We start from the raw sequence: 12,881 nt of genomic DNA, 5'->3' as shown, positions 1-12,881 counted from the left end.
GCACATGGCGCCCGCTGCTATGCGAATTACGCCTGGCATCGGTGTGGTTCGATGCCGCGCGCTGAGCGGCGCTGAGCGGCACCGAGTGGTGCGATGTCCGTTGCTGCCGGCGCACATGAGTCACACTGGGACGACGCCGGTTGCCGGCACGCGGGTCAAGCCGCGCCGCGTTTGGCCAGCCACACGTCGACACGCGCCAACGCGCCTGCCAACGCCGATTCCAATTCCGGTGTCTGCGCCATGCTGCCCCATAGCAGCCGGTCAGCGGCGAACGCCTTTAGCGGATCGGGCGCGCTAAAGAAACCGCGGGCGACGCGCTCGTCCATCACGCCATCCTGATACGCATACGGCAGCTTGCCGGCGTTCCAGCGTTCGAGGAAGCGGAAGAACAGCGCCGACAACATCGCCGTCGCCGCAGGTGTGACGCCACGCTCGAAGCATTCGGCGAGCGTCGGCGCGATAAAGCCGGGCAGCTTCGAAAAGCCGTCGGCCGCAACGCGCTGGTTGGTGTCCTGGATGTAGGGATTGCCGAAGCGTTCGAGCACCACGTCGCGATAGCGTTCGAGATCGAGCGGGCTCGGCGTGAGGCACGGAATCACGTCTTCGGTCACGTAGTCGAAGGCGAATTGGTTGATGTCCGGGTCGAGCGTGCCTTCGTGGATGAAGTTCAGTCCGACCAGCGTACCCGCCCACGCAATGCAACTATGCGTCGCGTTGAGAATGCGGATCTTCGCTTCCTCGTACGGCAGTACCGAGTCGACCAGTTCCGCGCCGACCTTTTCCCACGCGGGGCGTCCGGCGATGAAGCGGTCTTCGATCACCCATTGGATGAAGGATTCGCCCATCACCGGGCAGGCATCGTCGACGCCGGTGGCGGCTTTGACGCGTTCGCGCACGTCGGGCGTCGGGCGCGGCGTGATGCGATCGACCATCGAACTCGGGCACGCGGTGTGGTCGTCGAACCATTGCGCCAGTTCGATCGCGCCGCGCCGTTCGAGAAACTCGCTCATGCCCGCATGAAAGCGCTCGCCGTTGCTGCGCAGGTTATCGCAGGTCTGCAGCGTGACCGGGCCGGCGCCGCGCTTCATGCGTGCGTCGAGAATTGCCGCGAGCGCGCCGTAAATGGTGGTGTGGCCGCCTTTCAGGTCAGCCGCGAGATCGGCGTTGGCCGTGTCGAGCGCGTCCTGCTCGTCGAGGTAATAGCCGCCTTCGGTGACGGTGAACGCAATGATCTTGCAGGCCGGATCGGCGCCTGCCGCAATCAGCGCATCGAGACTCTCGGTCCATGGCACCACGCGCTCGATCGAGCGAATCGTCTCGTACGCGCGCTGGCCCTGTGGCGTCACGGTCTCGAGCGTGTAGACGCCGTTTTGCGCGGCGAGCGCTTCGAGCACCGCGTTCATGTCGCCGCGGATATTGCACACCGTCAGCGACCAATGCGGCTCGCCCGCCACCTTCGCCTCGTTCAACCGATGCAGATACCACGCCTGATGCGCGCGATGAAACGATCCCGCGCCGATGTGCAGGATCACGTGTGCGGCCGCGCCGCTGCCTTGCCCGCTGTTCATGTGCGTCTCCTGAATGTCTTCGTTCGCACGGCTCGGAGCGTGCGTTTTTTCTTTGGGTGGAGCATTTGCTCTGTCTGTGAGCGAATGATCGTACCGGGCGAAACGAATGTCAAGGCGACGTAAGCGGCTTTTCGTGGCGCAGCGCGGCGTGGCGGGACTTGCGGGGGCGAGTCGCGAGGTGTCAGTACGTTATGGGACGTGTCGCGCAGTGCGTATTGCGTTGCATCAAATTTGACTTTCACCGCGTCAGGACTTGCTGTCGGTCGAGAGCGAGTTTCGCGATCGGGTAAGCAGAACGGACCTTGCGGTCGTGCCGGCGGTATCAGGTCAGACCGCGCCGCCTCGCTGTCTGACTGGCGTCGTATGCGCTCATGTACTGAAACAACGCGCTGTCCGTCGTAATGCCGAGGCGCGCCATGCCCGAGCGCTTGTGGCGGCTGATCGTCTTTCGGCTGCGCTGCAGGCGATCGGCTACTTCCGCCGCCGACAATCCCGATGCAAATAATCTCAACACCTCAGATTCGCGTGGTGACAGTCGCACGGCCGATCCGTCTGCCGTCGTGTCGCCTGCGATCAGACTCGCCCGCATCATCGGCGACAGGTAGCGGCGACCACCCGCGACCGCTTGAATCGCAATAGGGAGCGCTTCCGTCAGGTCCGCCTTGCTCACCAGTCCCGCTACCCCAGTTCGCCAGATCGAACCGCGCACGCCGATGTTGTGGACCGTCGTCAGCACGATCACCCGCAATTCGGGAAAAGTCCGGCGCACATAACCGAGCAAACGCATCCCGTCTCCGTACCTCAGACCCGGCATCACATACTCGGTCACCAACAGATCGCACGGTATCGTGCCAAGCATATCGATCAAGGCATCAGAATCCGATGCCACCTGAATCGCGGCGCCAATGCGCCGCTGGGCAATCAGCCCTTTGACGCCGAGTACGAATAACGGATGATCATCGGCTAGCACAATTCGTAGCTTGTCCAACTGCACATCATTCCCCACTTAAATCCGTTTCGTTGCTCCCTTGTTCATTTTGCGGTCGGTATTCGCGAACGGCTGCCTCCGAATGTCGCGTGCGACCATTCGTCGAATCCCATCGCGGTCGCGGCATCGACGGTCATGTTTTTCGCGCTCGAGGCGGGGACGTGACGAGCGGTCACGTGTGATGCGGGCCATCGAGGCCGCTACAAAGCTGCACATGGGCCACAGCAGCGAGTTTCGCTTGCATGCGCAGTTGACCGTCTGCGAGGTGTGAGTCAGATCGTGCCGCCGATGCCGGCGCCAAATTTTGAGATGTTTCTCAGACGCACATTTTGCCGGCTGCGTTAGCTTTGACCTTGAGGTCGGCAGAAGGGCGAACAATTTAGCACTTTGCGATTGGCGCACCCATGTCGGACCTCGCATCACCGTCGGATCTTCAGAAGGATCACTGGTTCGTTCACCTTTGCGCAGGGGCTTCGTTGCAGATCCTGTTCGATAGTAGTCCAACGCTTTTCCTTGCCGCGCTTCGCAGATCGCATTGCGTGATAGGCGAGGGATGTTATGGAGAATCAATAATGTACAAAAGCACGCATCGCTCATTCACCAAACGCCATCTGGCTTTCGCGCTAGTTGCGCTATTCGGCGCCACCCTCGTTCACGCTCATGGGCGTCTGACCGAACCTGCCTCCCGTATCGTGTTGTGTGCGGCGAAAAAGAATTCAAATTGCAATGTCGAAGCGTGGCAGGCAAACGCCATGGAGAATGGCAAATTCTTTCCCGCTACGCAGGCGGGCCTGCCGGATTCTTTCGCGCCCCAGGACGTTCGGAACGCACTGCCGCCGAAGGATGGCGAGATCGCCGGCTCGAGCGTCAATGGGAACGTTCCGGTGCTGAATGAACAGTCTGCAGACCGATGGACCAAGATTCCGATGCGGGCCAATTCGCTGCAGACCTTCAGGTGGGACTATGCAGCGTTGCACGCGACGCGGCGCTGGAACTACTTCATCACGCGTTCCGACTGGAATCCCGCCAAACCTCTCACGCGAGCGCAGTTCGAAGAAAAGCCGTTCTGCATGTACCAGAACAACGGACAACCCTATTGGCAGGCCAACCTTCAGCCCCCTCAGCCGACGATTCATCAATGTCAGTTGCCGGATCGCAGCGGCTATCAGGTAATTCTCGCCGTATGGGAAGTTGCCGATTCGCAGATGGGCTTCTACCAGGTCGTCGATACCTATTTCACTTCGGCGAAGGGTAGCCCCGTGATGAGACCGTTTTAATTCTCGCGTACGCGAGGCAATGTTCTCAACTTGAGCCCCCATTCCATCAAGCGAGCTTGTACGCGGGATGAAAATGGGGCCTGGATTTTCCGGCTGGTTTTGATCAATATCGCCGCACAGTGGAGTCGCAGTTCATTCTGGATTCTGCGCGCCCCCTTTGTTCTCGTTACGTAGGCGCAAGATCGTCGCATTGCCAGCCTCAGATACCTTGCGGTTCGGACTGTCAAGAGGCGATGTCGCGCACGGCACGTTGCCGCCATCTTAGGCAGTCATTTTGGTGCTTGTCACCTTCCTTGAATGGTCCCCATGCGGGCGTTGTTGGGGCGCCCGCTTAGCGCCACTCCTGTATTGATGCTCCTGATTTCAGCCCATTTGTGAAGATTTGTCGCGCAACCGGCATTTTCAGAGTGTTCCTATTCTGGCTTCAGCCCTCTTTGATGCAACGTCGAATTACTACGCATTTCTAACGACGTATTGCGGAAGGGAGATGTATGAGAATAAAAATCCCATCTTGCGGGCTTGGAGACAAGTTAGCCCGTCTAGTGGACGCGGGTGCTTTGCTACTAATGGCTTCAACCGCGCGTGCAGACGACTGCTGGACGCTTTATTCGAAGTCAGGTGCGACGCCGGGTACAGCGAGCTGCCGACTGGACGTCGCAAGCAATACCCCAAGCGGTATGGGTAGTTTCGGATGTAGAAACGACATGGCAGCGATTGACGAGTGGTGCGCCACGCCGACGGACCCTGACGAATCTTGTCCGGTTGCCGATCCGGTCTATCCGGCCAACGGCAAGGTGACGCTCTCCGAAAACGACTTCCGTAGCGGCGATGGAGTGCCGCTGACATTCACTCGAAGCTACTTATCCTCACCGTTTCTCAAATCGGCGACCGCCATGGGACCGGTATGGATGAGTAACTGGCAGCGACAACTCAACGTGGCCGGGACCAGCGGTAGTTCACCCAAAGTCATTGCCTATCGTGCAAACGGCCAACCGCTCACTTTCCTGTTTACCAACGGACAGTGGAAAACATCCAGCTTCAGTGGTCTCGCTCTCGCCCAGAATGGCTCTGGATGGGCTTTGACAGACCTAACGACAGACACCGTTGAGTCGTATTCAGCACAGGGCGTCCTGCTGTCCGAAACACCGCATACCGGTTTCACCCGAACGCTCACCTATGACGGCGCGGGGCGGCTCACGGCCATCAACCAGCGCGCGGCAGGTGCGGTTCCGAAGTATGAGTTATTGTCGATCAAGCTTGAGTACGACACGTCAGGCCGTATTTACCGCATGACAGACCCAAGCGGCGGTCTTACGCAATACGGTTATGACGGGAGCAGCAACCTCGTGTCGGTCACATGGCCCGATGGTTACGTGCGGCGTTACGTCTACGACGACTCGCGCTTCAAGAACGCACTAACGGGTGTGATTGACGAATCCGGCTCACGGATTGCGACGTGGACCTATGATGCGAGAGGACGTGCTACCTCGGCAACGCATCCGGATACGACGCAGAACGTCCGATTCGCCTACGGCAACGGTTCAACGACCATGTCCTGGGCGGACGGTTCGGGCACGGTTAACTTTGCGTCAGTCGCGGGCATGTTACGCATGACCGGTGGCAGTACTGCTGATGGCGTCGAGAGTCGGACGTTGGACACGAGCGGGAATTTGCTGCAAAAAACCGCACCGGACGGAAGCGCGGCATATTCGTACGACGCTGCGGGCCGACCGGTTCGCGCTGCGGTGACTAGCCCTAGTGGCACGGTGATAACGTCAGTGCGCTATGCCGATGCGACGAGCCTGCATCCGTCACTTGTTGCAACCCCCGGCAAGATGCGTGCGTTCGTGTATGACGCAGGTGGCAACGTCACTGGATACAGCGAATTCGACACGTCTGACACAACAGGCGCTAGCGGCTTCGACGCTGCTAGCACAGGCAACAAGTTGACTGTCGGCGCGCGCTACGATGCCAATAACCGCTTGGCGCAGGCAACCGTCTATGTGAATGGTGTCAAAACCGAAGATTGGGTGTATTTCCCAGACGAAACTGGGAACCTGCAGACCGCTCAGGAATTGATCTCACGGTGGCTACTTGGTGCAGTCGATCGCGACGCGTCGAACCGTGTAACGAGAGCTACCGGGAACTATCGTGAAGCACGCTTCACGTATGACAAACGTGGACGCGTCAGCCGGTTCACCTACAACGAAGATGCGACTGCACTGACGGCGGGTCTGAAGCGCTTCCTGGCTGTGGACTACACCTATACCCCTGATGGTCGTGTGGCGGGTCGGACGGGCACGGTAGCCAGGAATGGCGGGACGGCACAACCGATCACTGGCGATGAGATAGACCAGTGGATTAGCAACTACGAGATCGGTGCTGATCCGGTCGGCCCCCCCGCCAATCTCTCTGGCTCGCGTAGATATCTAAAGGCGGACGCCCCAGCGACAATCACACCGGTATGCGCGGAGTGTTATGTTTTCACGAAGGCCAAGCTGGCATGGAAGCTCTTTTATCGCGGACTTACCATCACCCAGACAGGTCAGCCTGTTCGGGGTGACGTGCCCGAATTGCAAATAGCGGCGCAGGAGCAGGTGCCGTTTCCTATTCTTATACCCGAGCAGAATGGCCAGTCGAAACGCGCGATCCTATACGCTCAACTGTTCCAGAACACCGGCGACGCCGATGCGGGTTTCGTTAAGTGCCGTTATGGCAGACCCGCGACGAAACGTTGTCGAGAGGTGCGTGAAAGGTGTATCGACAAATGCACGATGCAGACGCTGCCGACCCCAGCGACAAACGACGGGCGAAACTTCCACAAATGTTTCACCATGTGCTTGGCTGATAACGGCTGCTAAGGAAACACAATGAATAAAGAAATTGCCACGGAACTTGACAGACTACTGCGCGATGCCTTTCGGTCGGTTGAGGATTCAATCAGGCTCGTTCAGGAGCGCTGCTCGGTGGAGGAATTTGAGTTCTTTCGCACTGAAGCCGGAAGAGTGGCGGGTGGCATAAGTCTGCTCTTGCTGCCTCTCTGGGAGGACTATCCGGACTTGGCGCCCGCAGGGGTTATCGTAAATCCACCTAAGAAGAGAAAGGGCAAGCGGTAACACATAAAGAAGGCGCGAGTAATTCGCGCCTTCTTTAGCGCAAATTAGAGCAGACATTATTTTGGCCAATAAAATGAAAATGCTAGCGGCGTTCGTCATGTTCGCTATTGTCGAGGCAATTGCCGGCACCGTTGCCGCCTGCATCGTGCTTGCCTTCTCGCCTGTGTGCGGAGCAAGTGCGCGACTATTGGTAAGTCCATAACCAGGCGATGCTGAGAAGTACATGAAAGATATCAAATTAAATGTACTGATCAAAAACTCCCCACTCCAATCTGAAACAATGGCTTGAACTATTTCAATTGCCTAGATCAGTGTAAAGCTGATCAAGACTGTTAAGGAGAGTATCTGTGGACAAAGACAAGGCTGTGGCGTCGGAGGTTAGCAAGCAACTATTTGCCGCGTTTTGCTCGGTGGAGAACGCGATCCGGTTAGTTCAAGAGCAATGCTCTGATGAGGAATTTGTAGCATTTCGCGCTGAAGCGGGAAAGGTGGCAGGAAGCTTGTACCTGCTTCTTGGACCGTTATGGAAAGCATACCCAGACCTCGCACCTCCGAAACCTGATCAAGCCACCTTGCCATCGAAGGAAGGGTCGTAAGATATTGGAAAAGCGCTAGTAATCAGGGGCGCTTCTTTCCTGTTCCGTCGATTCAGAGGCAGCATCAATTCGATGGAGACTGCGAGGGGGACGGGAGTGCGGAACAGGGCGAGAAGTGAACAACGGTGAGTCGAAAGCTGGTTTCGTCAACTGTAGTTATGGCCAGCCAGCCACGAAGCACCATCGAGAAGTGCGTGATAGGTGAAAAAACAAGTGAAAGGTCGATCAATCCTGCTAAGGATAGGAAAGTGGATAAGGAAATAGACAAGGACGTGACTTCGGAAGTATGCGAGCAGTTATTAGACGCGTATTTGTCTGTCGAAAAAGCGACAAAAATAATTCAAGAAAAGTGCTCAAGGAAGGAATTTGAGTGCTTTCGCTCTGAGGCCGGCAGAGTCGCGGGCGGTCTGTACCTGCTGCTTGAACCCCTGTGGAGAGCATATCCAGATCTTGCTCCCGCTGGTCTCGAAATGACCAGGCGGAAGAAAAAGGCTAGGCGGTAGCAATAAAGAAGACACCAGCAACAGGTGCCGTTCCCTACCTGATGCTCGATCAGAGCGGCCAATCGAAACGTGCGAGGGTACCTGTCCAACTATTTCGGAAAACGGCCGTTTTGATCCGAGCTTACTCAAGTGCGCGTGCGGCTAATCGATAACGAAGCGCTGTGCCGCAATTCATGAGCGATCTATCGCCAAATGCCGACTATTGAGTTGCATTCTTCACATGCAAGAATGCGAACATGGCAGACAAGGATGCTAAGGAACAACATCTTGATTGAGGAAAAGAAACTTGCGACAGAGGTCAACGAGAAATTGCTGTCAGCACATTACTCGATTGTTAATGCCCTGAGACTTGCTGAGGAGCGGGGCTCCAAGCGAGAAATTCAAGCATTTCGTGCTGGAGCCGCGAATGCTGCAGGGCATCTATATGGTTTTCTCCTAAGGCCGCTGTGGCAAGCGCGTCCCGAACTCGCGCTGGAGGGGCTGGATATGAGCCCCCCGCCGACGAAGAAAGCTAAGCGATAAGACGCACACAAGGCGCAAGCAATCGCGCCTTTCTATTGTTTTAGCCTAGGTGGGCGCAGGTTTGAAACGTGCAAAGTGGACAACGACTCTTAAGGGAGAATGTGGTGATTGGTGACAATGATGTGGCCGCAGAGGTCAGCGACCGTCTTCTGGCGGCAACGCGTCTGATGGACGAATCTATCGCGCTGGTTCAACAACGCTGTTCCGATGATGAATTCAAAGCCTTCCGTGCTGGAACCGGTAAGGCTATGGGGTACCTATTTGCGTATGTACTTCGGGAACTGTGGTTGGAACACCCTTGTCTGGCTCCGGAAGGCTTGGACATGAACCCTCCGTCAAAGAAGAAAGGTAATCGATAACAGATAACAAAAAAGCGCGAGCAGCAAACTGCACCTCGAATGCATGGACATGTTTCCGACTTAGAGGCTAGTTCGCTACCGCGCCTTTTTCTTTACAGCGGCGTGGTGGCCGCTACTTCACCCTAGTGCTTCATTGCCGCCTGCTTCGCATCTGCGCGCGCACACGCAGCAGTCCTCACACGCTCCTGCTTGCGCGTCACAGCTTTGTCCGGCGCAGCTTCAGCTTCGGTTTCGGCTGCTTCTCGTCCTGCCTGCGCAGCATCTGAAAGAAGTTGCGCCGCAAGTTTGGCCGTGATGCGACTGTGGGGAACCCCCTTCGCGTCGAGCGCGATCACCTGGTACAGATCGCGGTCGCATTCAGCTTCCTGCTGGTATTGCTCGACGGTATAGAGCAGGTGTTCCAGCAGGTTGCGCTCACGGCGTCTTTCCTCAACCGTCGTAGCCGGGCTTCGGGCGATGCTCGCCGCGAGATTAATTAGTGTTTCAAGCTGCCGGATTTGCCGGTCGCATGCTCCAAACGCCGACAGTGCAAGTTTTTCGTACTGGAGCGCATCAACAGGCGGGCGTGTTGCAGTTTGATTCTCTTTAGCGGGTTTGCTCATGGTGAGATTTCCGGTGGATTCCTGAATTACCCGATACTCGCCGACTAACAGCTGGGGTGAGCGGGCACGTAGCGAGTTTGAGAGACCGGGCGTAAAACCAAAACCGGCGAGCCTCGCGGCTCCCTCACCACAGCCCGCCCATAGAAACAGACGTGCATGGTTGTGCACTACCCACTTTCGCAGGTAGTGCGGTTTTACGCTTCGGGCTCTCACACCCGGCCGCTTTATCCAGCGGCAAATAGAAATCTAACCCAACCGTTTTTTAAGACGGGCAACCACACAAGCTAAACGCGCGAATTATAACCAATCTTTACATTTGAGCCGATGCGTCTTCAAGTCACCATGCAGCGCGCGAACGAAGTCAATGCCTCTCCCAGAGTAAAAGGCAAAGAGCCGCTTAAAGCATCGTCCGCACATGCCAAAGCTCAGGAAACAAAACCACATCCAGCATCTTCCGCAAATAAGGCGCACCACTCGTGCCGCCGGTGCCTTGCTTGAATCCAATAATCCGCTCGACTGTCGTTACATGCCTGAACCGCCACTGTCGAAATGCATCCTCGAGATCGACAAGCTCTTCCGCCATCTCGTACAGCTCCCAATGCTGCGAAGGATTCCGATAGACCTCCAGCCAGGCTGCTTCGACGGAAGCATCATGCGTGGTCGGCTGCGACCAATCCCGCTCCAGCCTGGAAGGTGAAATCGCAAACCCTCGCCGCGACAGCAAGCGCACGACTTCGTCATAGAAAGACGGCGATTCTAGCGAAGCCTTCACCTCTGCATACACATCCGCCCGATGCGCATGCGGCTTCAGCATCTGCTCGTTCTTATTGCCGAGCAAAAACTCGATCTGCCGATACTGATAGGACTGGAACCCGGAGGAGCTACCCAGATAAGGCCGCATTGCCGTGTACTCGGACGGCGTCATCGTCGCGAGAACACTCCATGCCTGCACGAGTTGCTCCATGATCCGCGACACGCGAGCGAGCATCTTGAACGCCGGCGGCAACTCATCGCGATGCACCGCCTTCAACGCCGCGCGCAACTCATACAGCGCGAGCTTCATCCACAACTCGCTCGTCTGATGCTGAATGATGAACAGCATCTCGTTGTGATCCGGCGACAACGGATGCTGTGCATCCAGCACCGTCCCCAGCGACAGATAGTCGCCGTAACTCATCGACTCCGAAAAATCGAGCTGCGCGTCATGCCAGCCATCGCCGGAATCGGACGCCAAAGCCGAGGGAGCCGCGGAAGCAGGGGCCGCGGGTTGGGCAGCCACACTGCCATGCCCAAACGGACATCCTTGCGCCGGTTTTTCTTCCGGCAATCCCGGCGTTTGCATGTGATCGGTCATCGCGCGCTCCTCAGGTCACTGCGCCGCGGGCGGCAAATTCAGGGGCTCGCCAGGTCTTTTGCACAAGCACATCGCGCAGCGTCTCCACCGCATCCCATACATCGACAAAGCGCGTGTACAGCGGCGTAAAGCCGAACCGCAACACATGAGGCTCGCGATAGTCGCCGATCACGCCACGCGCGATCAATGCCTGCATTACTTCGTAGCCGTGCGGATGCTCGAAGCTCGCATGCGAACCTCGCTGCGCATGTTCACGCGGCGTCACGAGCTGCAAAGGAAACTCGCTGCAACGCGCTTCGACCAGTTTGATGAACAGATCGGTCAGCGCGAGCGACTTCGCGCGGATCGTCTGCATGTCCGTCTGCAGGAACACATCGAGACCGCATTCGACCAGCGACATCGACACCATTGGCTGCGTGCCGCACAAGAAGCGGCCAATACCGTCATCGGGTTGATAGGCCGGGTCCATTTTGAACGGCGCGCGATGACCCCACCAGCCGGACAGCGGCTGCGCGAAATCGTTTTGATGCCGCTTCGGCACCCATACGAACGCCGGCGAACCCGGGCCGCCATTCAGATACTTGTACGTGCACCCCACTGCGCAGTCGGCGCCAACGCCATTCAGGTCGACCGGCACCGCGCCCGCCGAGTGCGCGAGGTCCCACAGCGCGAGCGCGCCCTTGTCGTGGATGAGTTGGGTCAGCGCGGCCATGTCGTGCATGTAGCCGGTGCGGTAGTTCACGTGCGTGATCATCGCGATTGCGGTGTCGTCGCCGATCGCGGCGGGCAGCTCGGACGGATCGTCGACGAGGCGCAATTCATAACCGCGGTCGAGCTGTTCGATCAGCCCCTGCGCGATGTACAGATCGGTCGGGAAATTCGAGCGCTCGGAGACGATCACGCGTCGCTTCGGATCGCGCGCATTCGCCAACCGCACGGCAGCCGACAAAAGCTTGAACAGGTTGATCGAGATCGTATCCGTGACGACTACTTCGTTGTCGGCCGCACCGATCAGCGGCGCAAGCTTGTTGCCGAGGCGGCGCGGCAATTCGAACCATCCGGCGGTGTTCCAGCTGCGGATCAGGCCTTCGCCCCATTCGGCGCCGATCACGGTCTGCGCCCGTTGTGCGGCGGCGGCTGGCGGCACACCGAGGGAGTTGCCGTCGAGATAGATGGTGCCCGGCGAAAGCGCGAACTGGTCGCGCAGCGGCGCGAGTGGGTCGGCGCCATCAAGCGCCAGTGCTTCGTCACGGTGGTTCATGATGGTCCAGTGAGTGAGATCAAGGAGTTCGGTGAATGCGGTGATTCAGTTTTGCAGAGCGTCGGTGATCAGTGCGATCCGGGTAGCGCCCGCAACACCGCGCGCACGGGGCTCGCATCGAGCGTGGTCAGCTTGAGCGGCAGCGCGATCAATTCGTAGTCGCCGGGTGCGACGGCGTCCAGCACGATGCCTTCGAGGATCGCCATGCGGTGCGCGCGAATCCGGTGGTGCGCGTCCATCGTCTTCGATTCCTGCGGATCGAGCGAGGGCGTATCGATGCCAATCAGCTGGACGCCGCGAGCAGCGAGCAGATCGATCGTCTTCGGCGCAACGGCGCAGAACGCGCTGTCCCAGACCGCCGTCGGCGCGTTCCTGTAAGTACGTAGTAAGACTCGCGGTGGCAGGTCGTCGAGCGAGCCGGTCAGGTGTTGTGGCGTCACAACAGGCGAGGCACCGATGCAATGAATCACGCGGCAGCGTCCCAGGTACGCATCGAGCGCGACCTGGCCGATCGCCGCGCCTTCGGCGTCGTAGTGAAGCGGGGCATCGGTGTGAGCGCCGGTGTGCGGCGACAGCGTCAACCGCGCGACGTTGACGGGCGAGCCCGCTTCCATGCGCCACACGCGTTCGATTCCGACCGGCGTGTCGCCAGGCCAGACCGGCGTCGTGGTATCGACAGCGGGGGTGATGTCCCAGAGTGTTTCCATGTCTCCATCGGCAAATTGTCTCTATCCA

At 58.2% G+C, this 12,881-nt stretch carries 12 protein-coding genes and 1 pseudogene; 6 read left to right on the top strand and 7 right to left on the bottom strand.

Annotated features, from left to right (window positions below; genetic code table 11):
• Positions 1–155: 155 nt before the first annotated feature.
• Together dalD and P3T22_RS14295 are read right to left on the bottom strand one after the other, a co-directional pair.
• Positions 156–1,568: a D-arabinitol 4-dehydrogenase gene (gene dalD / locus P3T22_RS14300; protein WP_429325293.1), complete on the bottom strand. Its 1,413-nt coding sequence runs from the start codon at positions 1,566–1,568 to the stop codon at positions 156–158.
• 322 nt (positions 1,569–1,890) lie between these two features.
• Complete coding sequence (locus P3T22_RS14295; protein ID WP_429325292.1) at positions 1,891–2,556, bottom strand: response regulator; 666 nt, start codon at positions 2,554–2,556, stop codon at positions 1,891–1,893.
• A 572-nt stretch (positions 2,557–3,128) separates the two neighbouring features.
• Between P3T22_RS14295 and P3T22_RS14290 the strand changes: the two genes are divergently transcribed.
• Entirely contained in the window at positions 3,129–3,833 is a 705-nt protein-coding gene (locus P3T22_RS14290) for a lytic polysaccharide monooxygenase (RefSeq protein ID WP_429325291.1), read from the top strand.
• 119 nt (positions 3,834–3,952) lie between these two features.
• On the opposite strand, the pseudogene P3T22_RS14285 reads toward P3T22_RS14290, so the two are convergent.
• Positions 3,953–4,064, bottom strand: a pseudogene (locus P3T22_RS14285) (IS481 family transposase); the annotation flags it as partial.
• A 473-nt stretch (positions 4,065–4,537) separates the two neighbouring features.
• Here P3T22_RS14285 and P3T22_RS14280 point away from each other — a divergent pair.
• The 5 genes from P3T22_RS14280 (at position 4,538) to P3T22_RS14260 (ending at position 8,929) form a co-directional block, all read left to right on the top strand.
• On the top strand, positions 4,538–6,694 hold the full coding sequence (locus tag P3T22_RS14280; RefSeq protein WP_429325290.1) for a DUF6531 domain-containing protein: 2,157 nt from the start codon (positions 4,538–4,540) through the stop codon (positions 6,692–6,694).
• Between the two features lie 9 nt (positions 6,695–6,703).
• Entirely contained in the window at positions 6,704–6,949 is a 246-nt protein-coding gene (locus P3T22_RS14275; RefSeq protein WP_429325289.1) for a hypothetical protein, read from the top strand.
• A gap of 347 nt (positions 6,950–7,296) precedes the next feature.
• A complete protein-coding gene (locus P3T22_RS14270; protein WP_063497204.1) occupies positions 7,297–7,545 on the top strand; it encodes a hypothetical protein in 249 nt (82 codons plus the stop codon).
• A 770-nt stretch (positions 7,546–8,315) separates the two neighbouring features.
• Complete coding sequence (locus P3T22_RS14265) at positions 8,316–8,570, top strand: hypothetical protein (RefSeq protein WP_148662192.1); 255 nt, start codon at positions 8,316–8,318, stop codon at positions 8,568–8,570.
• A gap of 104 nt (positions 8,571–8,674) precedes the next feature.
• Positions 8,675–8,929, top strand: coding sequence for a hypothetical protein (locus P3T22_RS14260; protein WP_063497201.1), 255 nt, complete (start codon positions 8,675–8,677; stop codon positions 8,927–8,929).
• Between the two features lie 122 nt (positions 8,930–9,051).
• Here P3T22_RS14260 and P3T22_RS14255 read toward each other — a convergent pair whose 3' ends face one another.
• From P3T22_RS14255 to kynB, 4 genes are all read right to left on the bottom strand, one after another.
• Positions 9,052–9,531, bottom strand: coding sequence for a hypothetical protein (locus tag P3T22_RS14255; protein WP_063497200.1), 480 nt, complete (start codon positions 9,529–9,531; stop codon positions 9,052–9,054).
• A 397-nt stretch (positions 9,532–9,928) separates the two neighbouring features.
• The gene (kynA, locus tag P3T22_RS14250) at positions 9,929–10,885 is read right to left on the bottom strand and encodes a tryptophan 2,3-dioxygenase (protein ID WP_063497199.1); all 957 of its coding nucleotides are present in this window, start codon (positions 10,883–10,885) and stop codon (positions 9,929–9,931) included.
• 10 nt (positions 10,886–10,895) lie between these two features.
• Complete coding sequence (kynU, locus tag P3T22_RS14245; RefSeq protein WP_429325288.1) at positions 10,896–12,146, bottom strand: kynureninase; 1,251 nt, start codon at positions 12,144–12,146, stop codon at positions 10,896–10,898.
• A 68-nt stretch (positions 12,147–12,214) separates the two neighbouring features.
• Positions 12,215–12,853 (bottom strand): arylformamidase, encoded by a 639-nt coding sequence (kynB, locus tag P3T22_RS14240; RefSeq protein ID WP_429325287.1) that lies wholly within the window; start codon positions 12,851–12,853, stop codon positions 12,215–12,217.
• Positions 12,854–12,881: the final 28 nt, after the last annotated feature.

It is taken from the genome of Paraburkholderia sp. GAS348, assembly GCF_050434205.1.
Lineage (GTDB): Bacteria > Pseudomonadota > Gammaproteobacteria > Burkholderiales > Burkholderiaceae > Paraburkholderia.
Note: the sequence above shows the minus strand (reverse complement) of the source record. Positions and strands in the feature narration are given on the sequence as shown.